The organism is Streptomyces sp. NPDC012825, assembly GCF_042900925.1.
In the GTDB taxonomy this organism is placed as follows: Bacteria; Actinomycetota; Actinomycetes; order Streptomycetales; family Streptomycetaceae; genus Streptomyces.
In genome coordinates, this window is record NZ_JBIBBZ010000003.1 from 570,675 (window position 1) to 593,631 (window position 22,957).

General features: G+C 72.4%; 23 protein-coding genes. 14 read left to right on the forward strand and 9 right to left on the reverse strand.

The genetic code is table 11. The features are described 5' to 3' along the window. Nucleotides 1-9 precede the first annotated feature (9 nt). Both ACFY7E_RS11250 and ACFY7E_RS11255 read right to left on the reverse strand, forming a co-directional pair. Entirely contained in the window at nucleotides 10-1,713 is a 1,704-nt protein-coding gene (locus ACFY7E_RS11250; protein WP_389483200.1) for a threonine/serine exporter ThrE family protein, read from the reverse strand. A gap of 157 nt (nucleotides 1,714-1,870) precedes the next feature. Then, complete coding sequence (locus tag ACFY7E_RS11255; RefSeq protein WP_015034462.1) at nucleotides 1,871-2,362, reverse strand: inorganic diphosphatase; 492 nt, start codon at nucleotides 2,360-2,362, stop codon at nucleotides 1,871-1,873. A gap of 102 nt (nucleotides 2,363-2,464) precedes the next feature. On the opposite strand from ACFY7E_RS11255, the gene dacB reads away from it, so the two are divergent. The 8 genes from dacB to ACFY7E_RS11295 all read left to right on the forward strand — a co-directional run bounded on the left by dacB (nucleotide 2,465) and on the right by ACFY7E_RS11295 (nucleotide 11,554). Beyond that, entirely contained in the window at nucleotides 2,465-3,907 is a 1,443-nt protein-coding gene (gene dacB / locus ACFY7E_RS11260) for a D-alanyl-D-alanine carboxypeptidase/D-alanyl-D-alanine-endopeptidase (protein ID WP_389483202.1), read from the forward strand. 54 nt (nucleotides 3,908-3,961) lie between these two features. Then, nucleotides 3,962-5,101, forward strand: coding sequence for a zinc-dependent metalloprotease (locus tag ACFY7E_RS11265; protein ID WP_383438199.1), 1,140 nt, complete (start codon nucleotides 3,962-3,964; stop codon nucleotides 5,099-5,101). 206 nt (nucleotides 5,102-5,307) lie between these two features. Continuing rightward, nucleotides 5,308-6,342 (forward strand): tRNA lysidine(34) synthetase TilS, encoded by a 1,035-nt coding sequence (gene tilS, locus ACFY7E_RS11270; protein ID WP_389483205.1) that lies wholly within the window; start codon nucleotides 5,308-5,310, stop codon nucleotides 6,340-6,342. A gap of 41 nt (nucleotides 6,343-6,383) precedes the next feature. Further along, nucleotides 6,384-6,923, forward strand: a complete 540-nt coding sequence (gene hpt, locus ACFY7E_RS11275; protein WP_030219931.1) for a hypoxanthine phosphoribosyltransferase — start codon at nucleotides 6,384-6,386, stop codon at nucleotides 6,921-6,923. A 171-nt stretch (nucleotides 6,924-7,094) separates the two neighbouring features. Beyond that, the gene (gene ftsH / locus ACFY7E_RS11280) at nucleotides 7,095-9,116 is read left to right on the forward strand and encodes an ATP-dependent zinc metalloprotease FtsH (protein WP_383438194.1); all 2,022 of its coding nucleotides are present in this window, start codon (nucleotides 7,095-7,097) and stop codon (nucleotides 9,114-9,116) included. An 89-nt stretch (nucleotides 9,117-9,205) separates the two neighbouring features. Continuing rightward, nucleotides 9,206-9,814, forward strand: coding sequence for a GTP cyclohydrolase I FolE (folE, locus tag ACFY7E_RS11285; protein ID WP_389483208.1), 609 nt, complete (start codon nucleotides 9,206-9,208; stop codon nucleotides 9,812-9,814). A gap of 67 nt (nucleotides 9,815-9,881) precedes the next feature. Further along, complete coding sequence (locus ACFY7E_RS11290; protein WP_389483210.1) at nucleotides 9,882-10,841, forward strand: hypothetical protein; 960 nt, start codon at nucleotides 9,882-9,884, stop codon at nucleotides 10,839-10,841. 89 nt (nucleotides 10,842-10,930) lie between these two features. Beyond that, entirely contained in the window at nucleotides 10,931-11,554 is a 624-nt protein-coding gene (locus ACFY7E_RS11295) for a histidine phosphatase family protein (RefSeq protein ID WP_389483213.1), read from the forward strand. Nucleotides 11,555-11,569: 15 nt separating this feature from the next. On the opposite strand, the gene ACFY7E_RS11300 is transcribed toward ACFY7E_RS11295, so the two are convergent. The 6 genes from ACFY7E_RS11300 to ACFY7E_RS11325 all read right to left on the reverse strand — a co-directional run bounded on the left by ACFY7E_RS11300 (nucleotide 11,570) and on the right by ACFY7E_RS11325 (nucleotide 16,443). Continuing rightward, complete coding sequence (locus ACFY7E_RS11300; protein WP_389483215.1) at nucleotides 11,570-12,049, reverse strand: DUF3180 domain-containing protein; 480 nt, start codon at nucleotides 12,047-12,049, stop codon at nucleotides 11,570-11,572. 47 nt (nucleotides 12,050-12,096) lie between these two features. After that, nucleotides 12,097-12,696 (reverse strand): 2-amino-4-hydroxy-6-hydroxymethyldihydropteridine diphosphokinase, encoded by a 600-nt coding sequence (gene folK, locus ACFY7E_RS11305; protein WP_389483218.1) that lies wholly within the window; start codon nucleotides 12,694-12,696, stop codon nucleotides 12,097-12,099. Next, complete coding sequence (folB, locus tag ACFY7E_RS11310) at nucleotides 12,693-13,052, reverse strand: dihydroneopterin aldolase (protein WP_383438180.1); 360 nt, start codon at nucleotides 13,050-13,052, stop codon at nucleotides 12,693-12,695. Before folB ends, folK begins: the two co-directional genes overlap by 4 nt. Before the next feature lie 134 nt (nucleotides 13,053-13,186). Next, complete coding sequence (locus ACFY7E_RS11315; RefSeq protein ID WP_389483384.1) at nucleotides 13,187-13,618, reverse strand: nuclear transport factor 2 family protein; 432 nt, start codon at nucleotides 13,616-13,618, stop codon at nucleotides 13,187-13,189. A 56-nt stretch (nucleotides 13,619-13,674) separates the two neighbouring features. Beyond that, the gene (gene folP, locus ACFY7E_RS11320; RefSeq protein ID WP_389483221.1) at nucleotides 13,675-14,535 is read right to left on the reverse strand and encodes a dihydropteroate synthase; all 861 of its coding nucleotides are present in this window, start codon (nucleotides 14,533-14,535) and stop codon (nucleotides 13,675-13,677) included. Nucleotides 14,536-14,598: 63 nt separating this feature from the next. Beyond that, on the reverse strand, nucleotides 14,599-16,443 hold the full coding sequence (locus ACFY7E_RS11325; protein WP_389483223.1) for a phosphatidylglycerol lysyltransferase domain-containing protein: 1,845 nt from the start codon (nucleotides 16,441-16,443) through the stop codon (nucleotides 14,599-14,601). 165 nt (nucleotides 16,444-16,608) lie between these two features. On the opposite strand from ACFY7E_RS11325, the gene ACFY7E_RS11330 reads away from it, so the two are divergent. After that, nucleotides 16,609-17,721: an alpha/beta hydrolase gene (locus ACFY7E_RS11330; RefSeq protein ID WP_389483226.1), complete on the forward strand. Its 1,113-nt coding sequence runs from the start codon at nucleotides 16,609-16,611 to the stop codon at nucleotides 17,719-17,721. A gap of 85 nt (nucleotides 17,722-17,806) precedes the next feature. Here the strand turns inward: ACFY7E_RS11330 and ACFY7E_RS11335 are convergent, their stop codons facing one another. Further along, nucleotides 17,807-18,772 carry an ABC transporter ATP-binding protein gene (locus tag ACFY7E_RS11335; RefSeq protein ID WP_389483229.1) on the reverse strand — a complete coding sequence of 322 codons (966 nt, stop codon included), beginning with the start codon at nucleotides 18,770-18,772 and terminating at the stop codon, nucleotides 17,807-17,809. 144 nt (nucleotides 18,773-18,916) lie between these two features. On the opposite strand from ACFY7E_RS11335, the gene ACFY7E_RS11340 reads away from it, so the two are divergent. The 5 genes from ACFY7E_RS11340 (at nucleotide 18,917) to ACFY7E_RS11360 (ending at nucleotide 22,951) form a co-directional block, all read left to right on the forward strand. Further along, on the forward strand, nucleotides 18,917-19,603 hold the full coding sequence (locus ACFY7E_RS11340) for an ABC transporter permease (protein WP_389483231.1): 687 nt from the start codon (nucleotides 18,917-18,919) through the stop codon (nucleotides 19,601-19,603). Nucleotide 19,604: 1 nt separating this feature from the next. Continuing rightward, entirely contained in the window at nucleotides 19,605-20,294 is a 690-nt protein-coding gene (locus ACFY7E_RS11345; protein WP_389483234.1) for an ABC transporter permease, read from the forward strand. A 14-nt stretch (nucleotides 20,295-20,308) separates the two neighbouring features. Further along, a complete protein-coding gene (locus tag ACFY7E_RS11350) occupies nucleotides 20,309-21,298 on the forward strand; it encodes an ABC transporter substrate-binding protein (protein ID WP_389483236.1) in 990 nt (329 codons plus the stop codon). 130 nt (nucleotides 21,299-21,428) lie between these two features. Further along, entirely contained in the window at nucleotides 21,429-22,466 is a 1,038-nt protein-coding gene (locus ACFY7E_RS11355; RefSeq protein WP_389483239.1) for a hypothetical protein, read from the forward strand. Next, complete coding sequence (locus tag ACFY7E_RS11360) at nucleotides 22,463-22,951, forward strand: GNAT family N-acetyltransferase (protein WP_389483241.1); 489 nt, start codon at nucleotides 22,463-22,465, stop codon at nucleotides 22,949-22,951. The genes ACFY7E_RS11355 and ACFY7E_RS11360 overlap by 4 nt, the downstream gene beginning before the upstream one ends. The last annotated feature ends 6 nt before the right edge of the window (nucleotides 22,952-22,957 follow it).

The following is a 22,957-nucleotide window of genomic DNA, read 5'->3' on the forward strand; positions in this document are numbered from 1 at the left end:
ACACGACTCCTAGAAGCCCCTGGTGCGCTTCGCGGCCCGCCTGGCCGCCGCCGCACCGGGGGCCCGCAGGAAGAGGCGGGCCAGCTCGCTCCCCAGGTTCACCCCGATCGCGATCGCGAGCGCCAGCGCCGCCGCCTTCGCCAGGGACGCGAACCCCTGGTCCAGATTGTGCTGGGCGATCGCCAGCACCCCGAAGTACGTCGCCGAACCGGGCAGCAGCGGCCCGATCGCCGCCGTCACGTACGGCAGCGACGACGTGTGGTGGTACCGGGCGATCAACTGCCCGAAGAGCCCCACCAGCCCCGCCGCCACCGCCGTCGCCATCACCGCGGAGCCCCCCGCGGTCACCGCGATCGACGCGTACACCACCCACGCCACCCCGCCGTTCAGCGTCACGAACAGCACCGTCGCCCGCGACTGCTGCAACAGGATCGCGAAGGTCGCCGACAGCACCATCGACGCCAGGGTCTGCGCCACCGGCCGCTCCACCGTCCGCAGCGCCCCCTCCGGGTTCAGCTGCGCGTCGAACTGCACCGCCAGGTACAGCACCGACAGCACGCCCACCACGATCGCCACGAAGAAGTACATGACCTCCAGGAGCCGCGCCGAGGCCGTGATGTAGAAACCGGTCAGACCGTCCTGCACGGCCGCCACGAGCGCCCGCCCCGGGATCAGCGCGAACAGGCCACCGGTGATCACCGCCGACGGCCGCAGGTCCGCGTGCAGCAGCGTCAGGAGCACCCCCATCGCCGCCGGCGGCATCGCCGCCACCAGGAACTGGTAGAACTCCGGCAGCCCCCGCCCCGCGCACAGCCACGCCAGCCGGTCCCCGAGCACCGCGCCGAGCGCCGCCACCAGGAACACCGTCAGGCCGCCGCCCAGCAGGACCGACGCCGCCCCCGCGAGTACCCCCGCCGCCGTCGTCAGCACCCAGCCCGGGTACGGATGCCGGTTCCGCCGGATCTCCGCGAGCCGCCGGTACGCCTCCTCCGGCGTCACCTCGTGCGCCTGCTCGTCGTGCGCCGGCGCGTTGATGTCCGCGATCAGCTGGTACACCGCCGCGAGCCGCGTGTAGTCCGTGCCCCGACGGCGCACCGTCCGGTTCGCCGTCACCGGATCGTCCACGAGCGACGGCTGGTACGTCACCGACAACAGCGTGAACGTCACCGTCGGCTCGCACCGGTCGAGCCCGTACGAACGGCAGATCGCGAACATCGCCGCCTCGACGTCCTCCGCGCCCTCCCCGCCCGCGAGCAGCAGCTCGCCGATGCGCAGGGTCAGGTCGAGGACGCGCGGCACCGAAGGACCCGACTCGTCCTCCTTGCGCGGCGCCTCCGGCACCGGCCGCTCGCCCACCGGGAGCCGCAGCATGGTCCGCATCCGGTCCTGCCACGGCGCGTCCCGCGCCAGACGCACCAGCGGCACCCCGTACGCCGGGGTGAAGGCGGGCGGCGAACTCTTCGCCGAGTACGTGGCCGGGGGAGCGAACGCCGAACGCTCCGGCTCCCGCTCCGGCTCGGGCTCCGCCCGGAGCCCCGACGGGAGGGCGAACTCGGAGGTCGGATGCTCCTCCTCCGGTGGCGCGGGCCGCTCCACCCCGGCCGGCGGGACGAACGCGCTCCGCGCCTCGTCCGACTGCGGTTTCCGGTCCTCCGGAGCCTCCTCGACCCCTTCGTCCCGCACGTCCATCGAGCCGCCCGGCTCCGCCACCACTCTGCCGCCCCGCTCTCCCTAGGAGGAATCGTGCCTTCCAGTATGGGCGCGCGGCACACGGACGTGCGACGGGCGGACGACGGGCACGCGAAGGGCGGCGCACCCCTCGGGGTGCGCCGCCCGTCACGCGCTCGGGACCGGCGGAGCCGGAACCGGCTCAGTGGCCGCCCTGCTCCTTGGCCCGCGCGTACGACTTCTCGATCTCGGCCTCGGCCTCGGCGCGACCGACCCAGTCCGCGCCCTCGACCGACTTGCCCGGCTCCAGGTCCTTGTAGACCTCGAAGAAGTGCTGGATCTCCAGGCGGTCGAACTCCGCCACGTGGTGGATGTCCCGCAGGTGCTCCATGCGCGGGTCCGTGGCCGGGACGCACAGCAGCTTGTCGTCGCCGCCCGCCTCGTCCGTCATGCGGAACATGCCGATGGCGCGGCACTTGATCAGGCAGCCCGGGAACGTGGGCTCGTCGAGGATGACGAGCGCGTCCAGCGGGTCGCCGTCCTCCCCGAGGGTGTTCTCGACGTAGCCGTAGTCGGTCGGGTAGGCCGTCGACGTGAAGAGGCGACGGTCCAGACGGATGCGACCGGTCTCGTGGTCGACCTCGTACTTGTTCCGCGATCCCTTGGGGATCTCGATGAGAACGTCGAACTCCACGGGTGGCTCCTCCTGAATCAACACAAGTGAATGCCCGCGACACAGCGCGGTGGTTAAGTGTCCCTCACGCACGTGTGTGATCGCGAAAGGGGCTGGTCAGCAATGCCCGAGCCGAGGACCTGGCAGCTCACGGCGGGCTCCGCCGCCCTCGGTCTGGCCCTGGCCGCCGCGGCGGTGACCGCGGCCGGCCCGTGGGACTCGGGCCAGCGTACGGCCGAGCGGGCCCGCGCCGCCGCCCCCGCGGCGGGTGGCACGCGTCACGCCCCGCCCCCGGCCCCCGCCGCGCCCCACCGCCCCGAGCCCGCCCCCAGCGCCCCCGGCGTCCTCACCGCCCTGCGCCCCGCCGGACCCCCCACCGGCCCTTCCACCGGGCCCGTCGACGGAGACCCCGGCAAGCGCCCCGCCGACCTCGCCGCCGTCCTCGTCCCCCTCCTCGCCGACCCCGGCCTCGGCCCCCTCCGCACCGCCTCCGTCGTCGACGCCGCCACCGGCAGGCAGCTCTACGGCGAGGGCGCCACCACCCCCATGACCCCCGCCTCCACCGTCAAGATCGCCACCACCGCGGCCGCCCTCTCCGCCCTCGGCCCCGACCACCGCATCGCCACCACCGTCACCGCCGCCCCCGACGGCAAGACCCTCACCCTCACCGGCGGCGGCGACCCCACCCTCGACGCCAACCGCCTGAAGGCCCTCGCCACCGCCACCGCCCGCGCCCTCGAGACCCGCGGCCACGCCCCCGTACGCCTCGCCTACGACACGGGCCTCTACACCGGCCCCGCCGTCCACCCCATCGGCCCCAACGAGAACATCGCCCCCGTCACCGCCCTCATGACCCGCGCCGGACGCCTCGACGGCAGCCCCGACGGCCCCGCCCCCCGCAGCGCCGACCCCGCCCGCGACACCGCCACCGCCTTCGCCGGCCTCCTCGCCGACGCCGGCGTCGACGTCACCGGCGACCCCGCCCCCGGCCGCACCCCGAAGGCCGCCCCCCTCGCCCGTACGCACTCCGCCCCCCTCGCCGACCTCGTCGAACGCACCCTCACCCACAGCGACAACGACCTCGCCGAAGCCCTCGCCCGCCAGACCGCCCTCGCCCACGGGCTCCCCGCGAGCTTCGACGGCGCCGGAAAGGCCGTCCGCGCCGAACTCGCCGCACTCGGCCTCCCCGTCGCCGGAACCCGCTTCGCCGACGGCAGCGGCCTCGACCGGAACGACCGCGTCTCCGCCGCCCTCCTCACCGGCCTCCTCACCCGGGCGGCCGACCCCGCCCGCCCCGCCCTGCGCCCCCTCCTCACCGGCCTCCCCGTCGGCGGCTTCACCGGCACCCTCGCCGACCGCTTCGACACCGCCCCCGCCGGAGCCGGCCTGGTCCGCGCCAAGACCGGCACCCTCACCGGCGTCAACACCCTCGCCGGCACCGTCGTCACCCCCGACGGACGCCTCCTCGCCTTCGCCTTCCTCGCCGGCCGCACCCCCTCCCCGTACCAGGCCCAGCCCGTCCTCGACCGCCTCTCCGCCGCCCTCGCCGGTCAGGACCCCGCATAACCGGGCCCGTACCGAACACACACCGAACGCGCCCCGAGACCGTACGGTTGACGCATGACGAGCATCGGTGGCGCAGGCACATCCGGGATGGTCGACTGGAACCTCGCGGTCGCGACCGCGACCCGCCTCGTGCGGCCAGGACCCGAAGTCGGCCGCGACGAGGCCCGCGAGGTCGTCGCCGAACTCCGCAGGCACGCCAAGGCCTCGGAAGAACACGTCCGCGCCTACACCCGCATGGTCCCCGAGGGCCACGAACCCCCCGACACCCCCGTCCTCGTCGTCGACCGCGCCGGATGGATCAAGGCCAACGTCGCCGGCTTCCGCGAACTCCTCACCCCCCTCCTCGGCAAGATGCAGGAACGCCGCTCCGCCGTCCCCGGCAGCGCCGTCCTCGGCGCCGTCGGCGGCAAGGTCACCGGCGTCGAACTCGGCATGCTCCTGTCCTTCCTCGCCTCCCGCATCCTCGGCCAGTACGAGACCTTCGCCCCCGCCGGCCGCGACCTCCCCACCGGAGCCGGCGGCGCCGGACGCCTCCTCCTCGTCGCCCCCAACATCGTCCACGTCGAACGCGAACTCGAAGTCTCCCCACACGACTTCCGGCTCTGGGTCTGCCTCCACGAGGAGACCCACCGCACCCAGTTCACCGCCGTCCCCTGGCTCCGCGACCACCTCCAGGGCGAAATCCAGTCGTTCCTCGCCGCCACCGACGTCGACCCCGGCACCTTCGTCGAACGCCTCCGCGAAGCCGCCCAGACCCTCGTCGGCGGACGCCCCGAGGCCGAGGAGGGCGAACCCGCCCCCTCCCTCGTCGAACTCGTCCAGTCCCCCGAACAGCGCGAGATCCTCGGCCGCCTCACCGCCGTCATGTCCCTCCTCGAAGGCCACGCCGACCACGTCATGGACGGCGTCGGCCCCCAGGTCGTCCCCTCCGTCGCCGAGATCCGCGAGAAGTTCCAGGCCCGCCGCGCCCGCGGCGCCTCCCGCCTCGACCTCGCCCTCCGCAAGCTCCTCGGCCTCGACGCCAAGCTCCGCCAGTACCGCGACGGCGAACGCTTCGTCCGCGCCGTCGTCGACCAGGTCGGCATGGACGGCTTCAACCGCGTCTGGACCTCCCCCAACACGCTCCCCACCAAGAGCGAGATCGCCGCCCCCGCCGACTGGATCGCGAGGGTGCACCGTAAGGCAGACTCCTGAGACGGGTGGGCGGACGGCGCCGGAACACCGGTCGACCCTCCGCCAATCACCCGTCCGAGGGACCCTGACCACGGGGTGAGGCGTGCAATGCTCGGGTAACGGCCGGGTTTCTGTCACCATCGACGCACTCTGAGTGACCGAACCCCCCCTTCCGACCGTTAAGACTCCGACCGAGGCACCCCACCCCATCACGAAGGGCACCGGACATGGGTCCCCATCCTGCGGTCGCGGCGATACGCCTGGCGGTCCGCCGCGTACTCCACGACGTCCTCACCGAACACCGGGCAGAGCACCGGAACACCCCCACCTCCACCGCACCCGACCCGCACGCCCCCCTCGTGCTCGTCGCCTGCTCCGGAGGCGCCGACTCCATGGCGCTCGCCTCCGCCCTCGCCTTCGAGGCCCGCAAGCTCCCCGTGCGCGCCGGCGGCATCTCCGTCGACCACGGCCTCCAGGACGGCTCCGACACCCGGGCCGCCGAGGTCGTCGAACGCATGACCGCCCTCGGCCTCACCCCCTCCGAGGCCGTCACCGTCACCGTCGGACGCGAAGGAGGCCCCGAGGCAGCCGCCCGCGACGCGCGCTACGCCGCCCTCGACGCCGCCGCCGAACGCCACGGCGCCGCCGCGATCCTCCTCGGCCACACCCGCGACGACCAGGCCGAGACCGTCCTCCTCGGCCTCGCCCGCGGCTCCGGGATCCGCTCCCTCTCCGGCATGGCCGCCGTCTCCGGCGCCACCCGCCGCTACCGGCGCCCCTTCCTCCAGCTCGACCGCCAGACCGTCCGCAAGGCCTGCGTCGCACAGGAACTCGCCGTCTGGGACGACCCCCACAACAGCGACCCCGCCTACACCCGCTCCCGACTCCGCCACGAAGGCCTCCCCGCCCTGGAGAAGGCCCTCGGCAAGGGCGTCGTCGAAGCCCTCGCCCGCACGGCCCGGCTCTCCCGCGACGACGCCGACGCCCTCGACACCTGGGCCGCCGACGCCGAGACCGCCGTACGCGACGAGGCTGGCGCCCTGGAATGCGCCAAACTCTTCGGACTGCCCCCCGCCGTGCGCCGCCGCGTCCTGCGCCGCGCCGTCATCGCCGAGGGCGCCCCCGCCGGATCCCTCTTCGCCCGCCACATCGAGGAGGTCGACCGCCTCGTCACCGGCTGGCGCGGCCAGGGAGCCATCAACCTGCCCGGCCGCGTCGAAGCCCGTCGGCAGGGTGGCAGACTGGTCATCCGGCAAGGCTGACGCACGCTGCAACGAAAGTGACCCGGGTGAACGAGAAGGACATGGGCACCGACCTCCAGTCGGTGCTCATCACCAAGGAAGAGATCGACGCCAAGCTGGCAGAGCTGGCCGCGAAGATCGACGCGGAATACGCGGGCAAGGACCTGCTCATCGTCGGCGTCCTCAAGGGCGCCGTGATGGTGATGGCGGATCTGGCTCGCGCCCTGTCCACCCCCGTCACCATGGACTGGATGGCCGTCTCCTCCTACGGCGCCGGCACCCAGTCCTCCGGCGTCGTCCGCATCCTCAAGGACCTCGACACCGACATCAAGGGCAAGCACGTCCTGATCGTCGAGGACATCATCGACTCCGGCCTGACCCTGTCCTGGCTCCTGTCGAACCTCGGCTCGCGCGAGCCCGCCTCCCTGGAGGTGTGCACCCTCCTGCGCAAGCCCGAGGCCGCCAAGGTCGCCATCGACGTCAAGTGGATCGGCTTCGACATCCCCAACGAGTTCGTCGTCGGCTACGGCCTCGACTACGCCGAGAAGTACCGGAACCTCCCCTTCGTCGGCACGCTCGCCCCGCACGTCTACGGCGGCTGAATCCCCGGCCGTACGGGGAACCCGCACCGCCTTCCCCCCGTTGAACCACGGGAAGGCGGTCGCGGGCGACGATGCTGAGGTACCGTCCGAAGAACAGCTTTTTCACACCGCAGTACTCACAGCAGCATTTTCCTACGGGCAGGAGGGACGGAGCGCTGTCGCTCCGTATGGATGGACGTGAAGCGATACTTCCGTGGGCCGGTCATGTGGATCGTGCTGGCCGTCCTCGCCGTGGTCGTGCTGATGCAGGTCGTCGGCTCGTCCGAGGGCTACAAGACGGTGGACACCGGCAAGGTCGTCCAGGCGATCGACAAGAACCAGGTCAAGCAGGCAAAGATCACCACCGGTGACGAGCAGCTCATCAAGATCGAGCTCGTCGACGGCCAGAAGATCGACAAGAGCGACAAGATCCAGGCCAGCTACATCGGCAGCCAGGGCGTCGCCCTCGCCGACAAGCTCCAGGACAAGTTCGAGGCCGGACAGATCGAGAAGGGCTACACCGTCTCCCCGACGAAGCAGTCGCCCTTCGTCTCGATCCTGCTCTCCCTCCTGCCCTTCGTCCTCATCGTGGTCGTCTTCCTCTTCCTGATGAACCAGATGCAGGGCGGCGGCTCCCGCGTCATGCAGTTCGGCAAGTCCAAGGCGAAGCTCATCACCAAGGACACCCCGAAGACCACCTTCGCCGACGTCGCCGGCTCGGACGAGGCCGTCGAGGAACTCCACGAGATCAAGGAATTCCTCCAGGAGCCCGCCAAGTTCCAGGCCGTCGGCGCCAAGATCCCCAAGGGCGTCCTGCTCTACGGCCCGCCCGGAACCGGCAAGACGCTCCTCGCGCGCGCCGTCGCCGGCGAGGCCGGGGTCCCGTTCTACTCGATCTCCGGCTCCGACTTCGTCGAGATGTTCGTCGGCGTCGGCGCCTCCCGGGTCCGCGACCTCTTCGAACAGGCCAAGGCCAACGCACCGGCCATCGTCTTCGTCGACGAGATCGACGCCGTCGGACGCCACCGCGGCGCCGGCCTCGGCGGCGGCCACGACGAGCGCGAGCAGACCCTCAACCAGCTCCTCGTCGAGATGGACGGCTTCGACGTCAAGGGCGGCGTCATCCTGATCGCCGCCACGAACCGCCCCGACATCCTCGACCCGGCGCTGCTGCGCCCCGGCCGCTTCGACCGGCAGATCGCCGTCGACCGCCCGGACATGCAGGGCCGCCTGGAGATCCTCAAGGTCCACCAGAAGGGCAAGCCGGTCGCCCCGGACGTCGACCTCGGCGCCGTCGCCCGACGCACCCCCGGCTTCACCGGCGCGGACCTCTCCAACGTCCTCAACGAGGCGGCGCTCCTCACCGCCCGCAGCGACCAGAAGCTGATCGACAACAAGGCGCTGGACGAGGCGATCGACCGCGTGGTCGCGGGACCGCAGAAGCGGACCCGGATCATGTCGGACAAGGAGAAGAAGATCACCGCGTACCACGAGGGCGGCCACGCCCTGGTCGCGGCGGCCTCGCCGAACTCCGACCCCGTGCACAAGATCACCATCCTGTCCCGCGGCCGCGCCCTGGGCTACACGATGGTCCTGCCGGAAGAGGACAAGTACTCGACCACCCGCAACGAGATGCTCGACCAGCTCGCCTACATGCTGGGCGGACGCGCCGCCGAGGAACTGGTCTTCCACGACCCGACCACCGGCGCCGCGAACGACATCGAGAAGGCCACCGCCACGGCCCGCGCGATGGTCACCCAGTACGGCATGACCGAGCGTCTCGGCGCCATCAAGTTCGGCGGTGACAACACCGAGCCCTTCCTCGGGCGCGAGATGGCGCACCAGCGCGACTACTCGGAAGAGGTCGCGGCGCTGGTCGACGAAGAGGTCAAGAAGCTCATCGAGACCGCCCACAACGAGGCCTGGGAGATCCTCGTCGAGAACCGCGACGTCCTCGACAACCTGGTCCTCGCCCTCCTGGAGAAGGAGACCCTGGGCAAGGAGGAGATCGCCGAGATCTTCACCCCCATCGTGAAGCGCCCGGCCCGCCCGGCGTGGACCGGCTCCTCCCGCCGCACCCCCTCCACGCGCCCGCCGGTCCTCTCCCCCAAGGAGCTGGCCCTGACGAACAGCGCGAACGGCTCGACCACCCAGGTCGACACCACCAAGGGCATCGACATCGCCCCGGTGGACCCCCCGTCCCCGGAGGACTGACGGACCCGGAATGAATCCCGCGCCCCCACAGGTTTTAGCCTGTGGGGGCGCGGCCATGCGTGCACACAGCGAGACGGAACGAGGCAAAGATGACCGACCCGGTGACGCTGGACGGCGAGGGCAGGATCGGCGACTTCGACGAGAAGCGCGCCGAGAACGCCGTACGAGAGCTCCTCATCGCGGTCGGCGAGGACCCGGACCGCGAGGGCCTGAAGGAAACGCCGGCGCGGGTGGCGCGGGCGTACAGGGAGCTTTTCGCGGGCCTGTGGCAGAAGCCCGAGGACGTACTGACGACGACGTTCGACCTGGGGCACGACGAGATGGTCCTGGTGAAGGACATCGAGTTCGTTAGCAACTGCGAACATCATCTCTTGGCATTCCATGGTGTAGCCCACGTGGGCTACATCCCGGCCGAGTCCGGAAAGATCACAGGCTTGTCCAAGCTTGCTCGTCTTGTGGACGTGTTCGCGCGTCGGCCTCAGGTTCAGGAGCGCCTGACGACGCAGATCGCTGATTCCCTTATGCGAATCCTCGATGCCCGGGGTGCGATTGTCGTCATCGAGGCGGAGCACATGTGCATGTCGATGCGGGGCATCCGTAAGCCGGGCGCCAAGACGACGACCTCGGCTGTTCGTGGTCAACTTCGCGACGCTACTACACGCGCCGAGGCCATGTCCCTGATACTGGCTCGCTCGTAGCGGACCGCCCGTACAGGTCCCTACCGTCCCGATCAGTGGAGTTGATCGCTGGTCGAGGGGGATCGGTATGGGGTACGGGCCCACCAGCAAGATGCTGGTGAACCTGGTGGACGGTTGCGTCCGGGCCAAGAACGTGACTCCGGGCAGCACGATGTGGACGCTGGACGGTGACCGGACGGTCCGGACCACGGTCGTGGACGTGACGGCGGTGAAGGCACGCACCGCCGTCGACGTGGTGACGGACCACATGACCTTCACCGCCAGTCCGGACCTGTTGCTGCTCACACCGGAGGGCTGGGTGCACGCGGCCGACGCGGCGGGGAGGACGGTCGCCTGGACGCACGCGCGGAAGCTGTGCCGGGAGCGGCTGATGATCAAGCCGGGGTACGAGTTCGGGTACTTCGTCGGGGCCACGTGCGCGGACGGAACAGTCGGCAAGAACTACGTGTCGCTGGTCGTGAACGAGGAGCATTTCGCCGCCCGGTACGCGAAGGCGCTGACAGTCTGTACGGGACTGCCCGCCCGTCTGGAGGCGGTGTCCCGGCCGTCTGGCTACCTGAAGCGGGATCTGCCGGGTTTCCGTGTACGGGTGGTCTCCTCGTACCTCTCCGACGCGCTGCGGCACTACGTGGGCGGGGACGCCCACCACATGCGGCAGCGGTTCCCGCGGGTGGTCCTCGGGGACATCGACGCCTTCCAGGGGTTTCTGGACGGGTACATCGAGGGTGACGGCCACCGCATCAAGCACTGGAATGGGCGTGTGGTGGCGAGTTCCAATACTGCCTTCCTGTCCGAGATCGCGCCCATCATCGGAGCACAGTTCACTCCTAGGCACGGGGATGCCTCCCGGCTCTGCGTATCGGACCGCTGGGCCGACCGCAACACCTTCACCCCCGAAGAGCACCCCCTCGACCCGCCCGAGTCCTCCTGGATCAACGTCCACGAGGTCCGTCCCCGTCCCCCCTCGGTGCCAAGCCCTTCACCTTCTACAGCTACCGCCTCGCCCCGCACCCCACTTTCCCCCTGAACGGGCACCTCGTGCGCGGAACCGTGTAGTGCACGTCGGCGTCCGTTCAGGCGTTCGGAAGATCATGACGCCTGACGGAGGACCCGCCCATGTCGGTGCAAGCCGCTCGTTATCTGTACCTCGCGCGGCACGGGGAGGCGACGGCGGACGAGAGTGGGCTGTCGGAGGACGGGCGGCGGCAGGCCGGGTTGCTCGGGGAGCGGTTGCGGGGGGTTCCGCTCGCTGCCGTGCATCACGGGCCGCTCGCGCGGGCGGCGGAGACGGCGCGGCTGGTCGGGGAGCAGCTCGACGGGGTGCCCCTGCGGTGTTCCGCGTCCGCCGGGGACTACGTCCCTTACGTGCCGTCGCGTGAGGAGCTTCCGGCGGAGATGGCCGACGCCATGCTCGGGCATCTGGAGCGGGTTCCGGCGGAGGAGCGTGAGCGGGGGCCCGGTCTGGCGCGGGAGGCTCTCGGGCTGTTCACGGGGCCCGTCGCCGGGGGCGAGCCGCGTCATGAGCTCGTGGTGACCCACGCCTTCCTCATCGGCTGGCTGGTCCGGGCCGCCCTCGACGCCCCGGAGTGGCGCTGGATGGGGCTCAACCACGCCCATGCCGCGCTGACCGTGATCCGGTACGCGCCCGGCCGGCCCCCGTCCGTCCTGCTCTTCAACGACACCGGGCACCTTCCGGCCGAGTTGCGGTGGACCGGGTTTCCGCCCGAGCTGCGCGTCTGAGGAACGGGGGCTCCGTCAGCGTACGGCCGCCGGGCCGTCCTCGTCGTCTTCCGGGAGCTTGCAGACGCGCTCCAGGAAGAAGGCGGCGGCGATGACGGCCAGGCCCGCCAGGACCGCGAGGGCCGCGTAGAGGGCCTGGTCGCGGCGGGCCGGGACGTCGAGGGAGCCGAGGAGGAAGACGCCCGTGCCGCCGTACATGCCGGCGACGAGGGCGGCGACCAGGGCGCTCGCCTGGCCGAAGACCACCGCGCGGGCCGCCATCAGGGGCTCGACGCCCTTGGCGCCGGGGCGGCGCTCCCGCTGGGCCCTGAGGCGGGCGCGGATCGAGAGGGCGGTCGCGGTGAGGACGACGGCGATCACGGCGAGGACGACGGGCGCGGCGACCGGCACGCTCGGCAGGGAGCCGACCGCGTCCCAGAGGCGGGCGCCGCCCCAGGAGAGGACGCCGGCCGTCAGGAACAGTCCGGCGAGCACCTTCAGCCGCAGTTGTTTCACCGGGTGTCCTTCGTGTGGTCGCGGGCCGTCTGCCACGAGCCTAACGACTACTCGGGCAGACGGAGTTCCAGGTCGGTACGGAGGGTGACGCCCTCGTCCCCCGCCGAGGCGAGGAGGTCGGCGACCGGGCCGTGGCCGGGGAGCTGGGCCTCGGGGTCCACGTCGTGCCAGGGGGCGAGGACGAAGGCGCGCTGGTGGGCGCGGGGGTGGGGCAGGGTGAGGACGGGGTCGTCGGAGACCACGTCCGCGTACGCGACGATGTCGACGTCGATGGTGCGGGGGCCCCAGCGCTCCTCGCGGACACGGTGGAAGGCCTCCTCGACGGCGTGGGCCCGCTCCAGGAGGGAGGAGGGCGGCAGGGTCGTCTTCACGAGGGCGACGGCGTTGAAGTACGCGGGCTGGCTGCCGGGGTCGACGCCCCACGGTTCGGTCTCGTAGACGGGGGAGACGGCCTTGACCCGGAGGCCGGGGGTGTCGGCGAGGGCGTCGACGGCGCCCTGGAGGGTCTCCAGGCGGTTGCCGAGGTTGGCGCCGAGGGCGAGGACGGCCCAGCGGGGGTTGGAGAGGGTGGTGTCGGCCGCGTCGACGGTCTCGACGACGGAGGCGGGTACGGGCTGGACGGTGGGGTCGCTCTGCGTCGCTTTCATCGTCGGCTCCGGGTGATCGTGACGGTGACGTCGTCGAAGGGCACGGTGATGGGCGCGTCCGGCTTGTGGACGACGACCTCCACCTCCTGTACCCCGGCGTGGCTGAGGCACTGCTGGGCGATGCGTTCGGCGAGGGTCTCGATGAGGTCGACGGGCTCGCCCTGGACGACGTCGACGACCTCCTCGGCGACGATCCCGTAGTGGACGGTCTTCGTGAGGTCGTCCTCGGCGGCGGCGGGGCGGGTGTCCAGGCCGAGGGTCAGGTCCACGATGAAGGTCTGTCCCTCTTCGCGCTCCTTGGGGAAGACGCCGTGGTGGCCCCGGGCCTTGAGGCCGCGCAGCGCGACACGATCCACGCGAATCACTCCTGCTGTCGTAGTTCGGGTGGCCACGCAGCCGGGTGCGGACGGCCGGGTGTCCAGCGTCGAATCTACCCGCGAGGACCGACAGGGCATGCCCGCGGGGGTCCGGGGGTGGGAGGAACCACAGGTCAGAGGGTTGGTTCGGGGCCGTCCGGGGCGTCGTCGAGAGGGGGTTCGCCGGGGTCGGCGTCCTCGGTCTCGGCGAGGACGGGGGAGGCGTGGTGGGACCAGAGGCGCCAGCCGTCGGGTGTGCGGCGGAACACGTTGGTGGCGACGACGAGCTGTCCGACGAGGGGTCCGAGTTCGGCGCCGTCCTCGGCGGGGCCGCCGCTGAGGATGTTCTCGGTGCAGGTGACGAGGGCGGTGTCGCCGGCCAGGGAGACGTGGAGGTCGGTGAGGAAGAACTGGATGTACTCGGTGTTCGCCATGATCAGGGCGTACGAGCGGAGGACCTCGCCGCGTCCGGTGAGGACGGGCCAGCCGGGGTGGACGCAGGTGACGGGGGTGTCGTCGTCGGCGAGCCAGAGGCCGGAGACGGTGTCGAAGTCGCCGGTCTCCATGGCCTCGTAGAAGGCGGTGTTGGCGGCTTCGACGGCCGCCTCGTCGGTGGCGGGGGTCACCTGGCTCCTTCGATCGCGCGGGCGACCCGGACGGCGTCGGCGGTGGCGCGGATCTCGTGGACGCGGACGGCCCACGCGCCCGCGTGGGCGGCGAGGGCGGAGACGGCGGCGGTGGCGGCGTCGCGTTCGCGGGCGGGGGGCGGGGCGGCGCCCTCGTGGGCGAGGACGCGGCCGAGGAAGCGTTTGCGGGAGGCGGCGACGAGGAGGGGGCGGCCGAGGGCGTGGAGCTCGGGGAGGCGGGCGACGAGGGCGAGGTCGTGGGGGGCGAGCTTGGCGAAGCCGAGGCCGGGGTCGACGACGATGCGCTCGGGGTCGACGCCGCCGTCGACGACGGCCTCCAGGCGGGTGCGGAGTTCGGTGAGGACCTCGGTGACCACGTCGTCGTACACGGCGAGGCTGTTCATGGTGTCGCTGAAGCCGCGCCAGTGCATGACGACGAAGGGGACTTCGGCGGCGGCGACGGCGGGGACCATGGCGGGGTCGGCGAGGCCGCCGCTGACGTCGTTGACGAGGACGGCGCCGGCGTCGACGGCTCGGGCGGCGACGGTGGCGCGCATGGTGTCGACGGAGACGGTGACGCCTTCGGCGGCGAGGCCGCGGACGACGGGGACGACGCGGCGGAGTTCCTCCTCCTCGTCGACGCGGGTGGCTCCGGGGCGGGTGGACTCGCCGCCGACGTCGACGAGGTCGGCGCCTTCGGCGACGAGGTGGAGGCCGTGTTTGACGGCGGCGGTGGTGTCGAACCAGCGGCCGCCGTCGGAGAAGGAGTCGGGGGTGACGTTGACCACGCCCATGACCGCGCAGCGGTCCCACTCCGGCAGGCCCCGGGCCGTGCCCCGGCCGATCGTCGTACTCATGGGACCAGCGTAGGGGCTGTTCGGTGGATCAGGGTCGGACAGCCCCTGGGGCTCGGGGCGGGGTCAGGCGGCGCGAGCCCCGTGTTCGGCGGGGGCGGCCGGGGTGAGGTGGGCGCAGGGGCGGGGGGCCGGGGCGGGGCGGCGGCGGGTGAGGGGGCGGGGGAGGGAGAGGTTCACGAAGCCTTCGGCCTGCATGGCGGCGAAGCCGATGCGGGGGAGGTCGCGGCTGGTGCGGTAGACGACGAAGCGGGGTTCCCAGCGGGGCCGGAACTTGGCGTTGAACTTGTAGAGGGACTCGATCTGGAACCAGCGGGACAGGAAGACGAGGAGTCCGCGCCAGAGGCGGAGGACGGGTCCGGCGCCGATCTTCTCGCCGCGGGCGAGGGCGGCGCGGAACATGGCGAAGTTGAGGGAGACGCGGGCGATGCCGAGGCCGGGGGAGGCCTGGAGGGCGGCGACGATGAGGAGCTCGTTCATGCCGGGGTCGGCGGTGCGGTCGCGGCGCATGAGTTCGAGGGACATGCCGTCGGGGCCCCAGGGGACGAAGTGGATGATCGCCTTGAGGTCGCCGTAGGGGGAGTCCGGGTCGTCGTCGCCCCGCTTGTGGGCGGTCGCTATCACCGCGTCTCCGTCGCCGGGGGCGCCGATGCGGCCGAGCGCCATGGAGAAGCCGCGTTCGGTGTCGGTGCCGCGCCAGTCGGCGGCGGCGCGGCGGACGCGTGCGAGTTCGGCGTCGTCGAGGTCGCGGACGCGGCGGACCCGGGTGGTGTAGCCGTTGCGTTCGATGCGCTTGACCATCTGGCGGACGTTGCGCATGGCCCGGCCGGAGAGGGAGAAGTCCGCGACGTCGACGATCGCCTCGTCGCCGAGTTCGAGGGCGTCGAGGCCGGTCTCGCGGGTCCAGACCTGGCCGCCGGTCTCGGAGCAGCCCATGACGGCGGGGGTCCAGGAGTGGCTCTTGGCCTCGTCCATGAAGCGTTCGATGGCGCCGGGCCAGGCCTCGACGTCGCCGATGGGATCGCCGCTGGCGAGCATGACGCCGGAGACGACGCGGTAGCAGACGGCGGCCTTGCCGCTGGGGGAGAAGATGACGCCCTTGTCGCGGCGGAGGGCGAAGTGGCCGAGGGAGTCGCGGCCGCCGTGCTGGTCGAGGAGGGCGCGCAGCCGGGCCTCGTCGTCGTCGGTGAGGCGGGCGGCGGGGTGCTCGGGGCGGAAGGCCAGGTAGATGGTGGTGAGGGCGGTGAGCATGCCGAGGGCGCCGAGGGAGTAGCCGACGGTCCAGTCGACGCCGTGGGTGTAGGCGACGGGGCCTTCGACGCCGAAGAGCCCGTACAGGACGTGTTCGAGGCGGTCGGTGAGGCTGGGGCTGCCGACGGTGCGGCGCGGGTGGGCGCTGACGACGACGAGGCCGAGGGCGAGGGAGCCGGCGCCCATGACGACGAAGTTCGCGAGGGCGCGCCAGCGGCTGCGGGGGTCGGGGAGGGCGGCGAACTCGCCGCGGTGGCGGAGCAGGAGGGCGAGGAGGGCGAGGGAGAGGAGGGCGCCGAGGACCGAGTGGCGCCAGACGAACTGGGCGGCGGCGCCGAGGGGGAGGAGGACGACGGCGGCGCGCCAGGCGCGGCGCTTGTGGCGCTTGAGGCCGTGGGCGAGGAGCAGCAGGAGGACTCCGGCGCTCAGGGAGAGGGCGGCGGAGAGGGGGCCGAGGGTGCCGGGGAGGACTTCGGCGACGGCGTGGACGCGGCTGGCGCGGAAGCGGGGGAAGACCCCGGCGGCGATGTCGAGGAGGCCGATGAGGGTGCAGGCGGTGCCGACGAGCGAGGGGACCTTCTCGGGGCGGGGGCCGTGGAGAATCCGGCGTACCCGAACCGGAACCAATCCTCTTTTGTCCCCATCTACCGTGACAGACATGGCTTCCCGTACTTCCCGTGGTCCTGCGCAGGGTCTTTGACTCCGGTCGGGCCCCGCGGCGCGTTCGGCGGGCCGTTCCGGCTGGTGCGCCCTCTATGACGGCGGTGTGCGGGGCCGGGTTCATCGGTTCACAGGAAATTCTCGGAAAGAAGGCTCGGTCGACTCATGGGTCTCACCAGTACCAAAGTTCTCGTGCTGGCGGTCGCGGTGGCCGTGGCGCTGTTCCTGGCCACGGTCCTGCTGTGGCCGAGGCTCGCGCGCGGCGGGTGGCGGTCGGTCGTGGGCCGGGTGGGGCTGCTGCTCGTGACCCAGGTGACGCTGTTCGCGGCGGTGGGGCTCGCGGCGAACCGGTCGTTCCTCTTCTACGGCTCGTGGGCCGACCTGTTCGGGCAGGAGCAGGACATGGGGGTGGTCGTCGACCACGCGGCCGGTTCGAAGGACGTACGGGTGGTGGGGACGCAGGCGCTCGACGTGCCGGGCGGCGGGCGCCCGGAGGTCGGCGGGCAGATCCAGAAGGTCGTGGTGGCGGGGGAGCGGTCGAGGATCGCCTCGCCGGCCTACGTGTACCTGCCGCCGGAGTACTTCCAGGCGCGGTACGCGAAGCGGACGTTCCCGGCCGCGGTGGTGCTCACGGGGTATCCGGGGACGGCGGAGAACCTGATCAAGGGGTTGAAGTACCCGAAGACGGCGTACCTCCAGGCGAAGAGGGGGCAGATGCAGCCGATGGTCCTGGTGATGCTGCGTCCGACGGTGGCGCCGCCCCGGGACACCGAGTGCGTGGACATCCCGGGGGGCCCGCAGACGGAGACCTTCTTCGCGGAGGACCTGCCGAAGGCGGTCTCGGAGGCGTACCGGGTGGGGACGGAGTCCCGGAACTGGGGCTTCATGGGGAACTCGACGGGGGCGTACTGCGCGCTGAAGATCGCGCTGCACCACCCGGACCGGTTCGCGGCGGGGGCGGGCTTCTCGGCGTACTACAAGGCGGCGGAGGACGTGACGACCGGTGACCTCTTCCAGGGGGACGACCGGCTGCGCAAGCGGGCGGACCTGCTGTGGAGCCTGGACCACCTGCCGCAGGGGAGGTCGTCGTTCCTGGTGACGACGTCGAAGAAGGGCGAGGGCAACCTGAGGGGGACGCGGGAGTTCATCCGGAAGGTGAAGAGCCCGGCGAGCGTCTCGTCGATCGTCCTGGAGAGCGGCGGCCACAACTTCAACACGTGGAACCGGGAGATTCCGCCGGGGCTCGTGTGGATGGGCGGGAAGCTCAGCGCGAACTGAGCCTCCCGCGGGCCGCGGGGGCCGCGGGGGTCACGGGGGCACGGGGGTCACGCGGCCGGGGCGGGTTCCTCGCGGGGGCCGGTGGTCACGCGGCCGAGGCCCGGCGCAGGGCGCGGTGGACGCCGGCCGGGGTGAGGACGCCGAGGGGGGTGCCGTCGGCGTCGGTGACGGTGAGGCGGCCGGCGTCGTGCTGGAGGAGCACGGCGAGCGCCTCCTTGAGGGACGTGCCGAGGGGTACGGGGGCGGGGTCGCCGTCCCCGGGGCCCCCGGCCGGCACGGGGTCGAGGTCGGCCTCGCCGACGGGGGTGACGGCGAGCCGCTTGAGGCCGCGGTCGCTGCCGACGAAGTCCGCGACGTACGGGGTGGCGGGGGCGCCGAGGACGGTGGCGGGGGTGTCGAACTGTTCGATGCGGCCCTGTCCGTAGACGGCCATGCGGTCGCCCATGCGGACGGCCTCCTCGATGTCGTGGGTGACGAGGAGGACGGTCTTGCGGACGGTGGCCTGGAGGGCGAGGAACTCGTTCTGGAGGCGTTCGCGGACCACCGGGTCGACGGCGCCGAAGGGCTCGTCCATGAGGAGGACGGGCGGATCGGCGGCGAGGGCGCGGGCGACGCCGACGCGCTGGCGCTGGCCGCCGGAGAGCTGGGCGGGGTAGCGGGGGCCGTAGGTGGCCGGGTCGAGGCCGACGAGGTCGAGGAGTTCGGCGGCACGCGCGCGTGCGGCCGACTTCTTCCAGCCGAGGAGGGCGGGGACGGTCGCCGTGTTGTCGAGGACGGTGCGGTGGGGGAAGAGCCCGACCTGCTGGATGACGTAGCCGATCTTGCGGCGCAGGGCGACCGGGTCGACGCCCGCGATGTCCTGTCCGTCGACGAGGACGCGGCCCGAGGTCGGTTCGACGAGCCGGTTCACCATCATCATCGTGGTCGTCTTGCCGCAGCCGGACGGGCCGACCAGAGTGACGAGTTCGCCCTCGGCGACCTCGAAGGAGAGGTCGTCCACGGCGGTGGTGCCGTCGTCGTACCGCTTGGTCACGTGCTCGAACCGGATCATGGGTCCCCATTCTGGCCCCTGGACGGCGGGGGTGTGTGAAGGGCGTGTTGCCGCATTGTGGCGGATCCCGGGGATTGTCGGTGCCGGGGGTTAGGGTCGTCCACACATGCGTTCGGGTGGGTGGGGAGCCCGGGGGGAGGAACGATGAGCACGCCGAACTGTCTGGTCGCGAACGACTGGATCTGCGGGGAGTACCTGCGCACGCGCCGCGAGGAGCTGACGGACGCGCTGCTCCAGCATGTGGGAATCACGGTCGCCTCGGTGCTGATCGCGCTCGTCGTCGCGGTGCCGCTGGCGCTGCTCGTGCGGGCCAGGCCCCGGTTCGCCGGGCCGGTCCTCGGACTGACGACCCTGCTCTACACGATTCCGTCGCTCGCGATGTTCTCGCTGCTCCTGCCGTTCTTCGGGCTCTCGGCGGCGCTCGTGGTGACCGGCCTCGTGCTGTACGCCCTGACGATCCTCGTGCGGAACACGCTGGCGGGGCTCGCCGCGGTCCCGGCCGAGACGCGGGAGGCGGCCCGGGGCATGGGGTACGGCTCGCTGCGGCTGCTGTGGGCGGTCGAACTCCCCCTGGCGCTGCCGGTCCTGATGGCCGGCGTGCGGATGGCGACGGTGTCCACGATCGCGCTGACGACGATCGGCTCGGTCGTCGGGCGCGGCGGCCTCGGCAATCTGATCGAGGACGCCCTGCCCAGCTTCTTCAAGGCGCAGGTGCTCGCCGCCTCGGTGCTGTGCGTGCTGCTCGCCCTCGTCGCCGACCTGCTGCTCCTGGGCTTCCAGCGGCTCCTGACGCCCTGGGCCCGCATACGGACCGCGCCGGGGGGTGGGTGAGGTGGGGGTCGTGACGGACGCCTGGGGCTGGCTCACCACCGGCGCGCACTGGACGGGCGACGGCGGCGTGGGGCAGCGGCTCGCCGAGCACGTGTACGTGAGCGGGCTCGCGCTCCTGATCGCCTCGGCGCTCGCGCTGCCGCTCGGCCTGTGGCTGGGCCATCTGGGCCGGGGCGGCGCGCTCGCGGTGAACGTGTCGAACGTGGGCCGGGCGGTGCCCGTCTTCGCGGTCCTCGCCCTGTTCATGGTGTCGCCCCTGCGGAACGCCGGATACGTGCCGACCGTGGTGGCCCTGGTGCTGTTCGCGGTACCCCCGCTCCTCACCAACGCGTACGTGGGGGTGCGGGAGGTGGACCGGTCCGCGGTGCGGGCCGCCCGGGGCATGGGGATGACGGGCGGACAGGTCTTCCTCCGGGTCGAACTGCCGCTGGCCCGGCCGGTGGTGATGACCGGCGTCCGCTCGGCCGCCGTCCAGGTGGTCGCCACGGCCACGATCGCGGCGATGGTGGGCCAGGGCGGCCTCGGCCGGATCATCACGACCGGGTTCGCCACGTACGACACGGGGCAGGTGGTGGCGGGCGCCGTGCTCGTGGCCCTGCTCGCCCTCCTCGTGGAGGGCGCGCTCGTGGGCGCCGACCGGCTCCTGTCGGGGCCGGGGCGCACGCGCGCACCGAAGGACCGGACGACCTGATGAAGCTGACTGGGATGGGTGATCTCGTGAACAGGGTCTCGCGTATCGCGGGCGCGCTGCTGGGCACGGCGGCGCTGACCGCCGCCCTCGCGGCGTGCGGCGGTGACAGCCTGGAGGAGGGCAAGAAGGAAGGTCCCGGAGGTTCCGGCGACGGGGCCAAGGGATCGCTGGTGGTCGGCGCGGCGGCCTTCACCGAGGCCAAGGTCCTCGCCGAGCTGTACGCCCAGTCGCTGCGGGACGCCGGATACTCCGTCTCGATCACCACCGTGAAGAATCGCGAGCTGTACGAGCCCTCGCTGGAGAACGGCGAGATCGACGTCGTCCCGGAATACGCGGCGACGATCGCGGAATTCCTCAACGCGAAGGCGAACGGGCCGAAGGCGCCCGAGGAGAAGCCGGTCGCCTCCGGTGACGCCGCGGCCACGGTCGAGGCGCTGCGGAAGCTCGCCGAGCCGCGCGGTCTGAAGGTGCTCGCGGTCGGAGAGGCGGTCGACCAGAACGCCTTCGCGGTGTCGAGGGAATTCGCCGGGAAGAACAAGCTGAAGACGCTTTCCGATCTCGGCGCCGCCAAGATCAAGGTGAAGATCGCCGCCGGTGACGAATGCGCGGTGCGCCCCTTCTGCGCCCCCGGTCTGAAGAAGACGTACGGGATCGACGTGGCCGGGATCGACCCCAAGGGCGTCGGCACCCCGCAGGCCAAGCAGGCCGTGAAGGACGGGGTGGACCAGCTGGTCCTGACGACCACCACGGACGCCACGATCGAGAACTACGGCCTCGTCTTCCTCACCGACGACAAGAAGCTCCAGAACGCCGACAACGTGCTGCCCGTGGTCAACGCGAAGGACGCCGGCTCTCCCGAGGTGGCCGCCGCCCTCGACAAGATCACCAAGGTGCTCACCACGGCGGATCTCGCCGAACTCAACCGCAAGGTGGATGCCGAGCGGGCGAAGCCGGAGGACGTCGCCAAGGAGTATCTGACGACGAAGGGGCTGCTCAAGAAGTAGGCGCCGGACGGGGGGAGTCGGCGCGAAACGGAACCGGAACGGTCGATATCCGCTTCCGGTGGCGAGAAGTGGCCAAGAGATTGCCGGGCCGACCCCCCACACGGCGTCTACGCACGGTAAATTTCAGGCCATGCCACGTGGACGCCACCGCCATTCCCCGCCTCTGCACAAGCTGCTGCCGCCCTCCGCGGTCGCCGGCGCCGCGGTCGTGTGCGCCGCGGCCGCCTGGCTGCCCGGAGACCTGGTGGTCGTACGGCTGTTGGCCGCCGCCGCGGCGGCCGCGGCCGTCACCGGCGCGGTCCTCATGCGCAGTTGGGACCGGGGCGCCGGACTGCGCGTCGCCGAGAGCGAGCGGGCGCGCGCCGCCGACCAGTGGAAGGCCGAGGAGCGGGTCGCCGAACTGGAGTCCGACCTCGACGAGTCCCGCGCCCTGCGCGCCCGGCTCGACGCCAAGCTGCGCGCCAAGCGCGTGGAGCTCGCCGGGCTGCGCGGCGAGCACGCCGACCTGCTCCGCCGCTACGCCACCGCCGAGACCGAGCGGGCCAGCGCCCTGGAGGGCCGCCGCGTCCTCGCCCTGGAGAGCGCCGGCGGCGACGCCGGGGCCCTCCCGGCCGCCGGCTCCGCGCTCACCCCGGAGGCCTTCCGCCGCGCCGCCCTGGCCCTGCGCGACCTCCCGCGCAACGCCGCCGCCCAGCAGGCCCGCCGCACCGCCGAGGCGGCCCGTGCCCGCGACCTCGCCGAGCGTGCCCGGGAGACGGAGGAGCCGCAGGGGAAGCACGCGGCGGCCACCGGGACCGAGCAGCACGCCCGGCCGGCCGCCCTCGCGCTCCCGCCCGCCGCCGCCCCCGTCCCGGTCGCCGCCGCGATCGTCCCGTACGCCTCCCGCAGGCCCGCCCCGCGCCCCGAGGGCGGCTTCGACTTCTTCGGCACGCAGAAGACGGCGGACGCCATCGAGGCCGTGCAGAACACGGACCTCGCCGACGTCGTGGGCGAGGAGGTCCTGGCCGCCGGGGCCGCGCTCGCCGCCCCCGCCCCCGCCCCGGTCGCCGGACCCGCCACCGGCACCCCCGCGCCGCCGCGTGCGGTCGGCCAGGTCATCGACCTGACCGCGCACGACGAGACGGAACAGCTCGACGTGGCGGAGCTGCGCGGGGCCGTGAACTCGTGACGCACCGCCTCGCCGACCTCCCCGCCGGTGAGGTCGCCCGGCGCCGGGACGAACTGCTCGCCCTGTGCGCCCAGGCCTTCTGCGGCGCCCCCTGGCACGAGCCGCCGCTCGGCGCCGTACGGACCGTGGAGCGGCTGCTCGGCTCGGCGGCCGGACGGCCCGACTTCCGGGCCCTCGCCGCGTTCGGCCCCGACGGCGAGCTGCGGGGCTTCACGGCCGGCTGGACCGACACCGTCCTGACCGGCCGCGAACCCGCCTTCGAACTCGCCGAACTCGTCGTCGCCCCCGCCCACCAGGGCCTCGGCACCGGCCGCGCCCTCCACGACGCGATCCTCGCGGACCTGGCCCCGGGACCGCGGCTCCTGGTGACCCTCGACGTCCCGGAGCTGACGAAGCGGTACGAACGCTGGGGCTGGAGCGCGTACGACCGGCGCACGCCCGGCACGTCGGGCCGCGCGTACGCCGTGATGCGCCGCGAGGACTAGACCCCG

Bases quoted from the DNA above. Each gene is read 5' to 3' on its own strand.
- dacB (WP_389483202.1), top strand. From the start codon at position 2,465: ATGCCCGAGCCGAGGACCTGGCAGCTCACGGCGGGCTCCGCCGCCCTC.
- ACFY7E_RS11265 (WP_383438199.1), top strand. From the start codon at position 3,962: ATGACGAGCATCGGTGGCGCAGGCACATCCGGGATGGTCGACTGGAAC.
- tilS (WP_389483205.1), top strand. From the start codon at position 5,308: ATGGGTCCCCATCCTGCGGTCGCGGCGATACGCCTGGCGGTCCGCCGC.
- hpt (WP_030219931.1), top strand. From the start codon at position 6,384: ATGGGCACCGACCTCCAGTCGGTGCTCATCACCAAGGAAGAGATCGAC.
- ftsH (WP_383438194.1), top strand. From the start codon at position 7,095: ATGGACGTGAAGCGATACTTCCGTGGGCCGGTCATGTGGATCGTGCTG.
- folE (WP_389483208.1), top strand. From the start codon at position 9,206: ATGACCGACCCGGTGACGCTGGACGGCGAGGGCAGGATCGGCGACTTC.
- ACFY7E_RS11290 (WP_389483210.1), top strand. From the start codon at position 9,882: ATGGGGTACGGGCCCACCAGCAAGATGCTGGTGAACCTGGTGGACGGT.
- ACFY7E_RS11295 (WP_389483213.1), top strand. From the start codon at position 10,931: ATGTCGGTGCAAGCCGCTCGTTATCTGTACCTCGCGCGGCACGGGGAG.
- folK (WP_389483218.1), bottom strand. From the start codon at position 12,696: ATGAAAGCGACGCAGAGCGACCCCACCGTCCAGCCCGTACCCGCCTCC.
- ACFY7E_RS11315 (WP_389483384.1), bottom strand. From the start codon at position 13,618: ATGGAGACCGGCGACTTCGACACCGTCTCCGGCCTCTGGCTCGCCGAC.
- folP (WP_389483221.1), bottom strand. From the start codon at position 14,535: ATGAGTACGACGATCGGCCGGGGCACGGCCCGGGGCCTGCCGGAGTGG.
- ACFY7E_RS11325 (WP_389483223.1), bottom strand. From the start codon at position 16,443: ATGTCTGTCACGGTAGATGGGGACAAAAGAGGATTGGTTCCGGTTCGG.
- ACFY7E_RS11330 (WP_389483226.1), top strand. From the start codon at position 16,609: ATGGGTCTCACCAGTACCAAAGTTCTCGTGCTGGCGGTCGCGGTGGCC.
- ACFY7E_RS11335 (WP_389483229.1), bottom strand. From the start codon at position 18,772: ATGATCCGGTTCGAGCACGTGACCAAGCGGTACGACGACGGCACCACC.
- ACFY7E_RS11340 (WP_389483231.1), top strand. From the start codon at position 18,917: ATGAGCACGCCGAACTGTCTGGTCGCGAACGACTGGATCTGCGGGGAG.
- ACFY7E_RS11350 (WP_389483236.1), top strand. From the start codon at position 20,309: ATGGGTGATCTCGTGAACAGGGTCTCGCGTATCGCGGGCGCGCTGCTG.
- ACFY7E_RS11355 (WP_389483239.1), top strand. From the start codon at position 21,429: ATGCCACGTGGACGCCACCGCCATTCCCCGCCTCTGCACAAGCTGCTG.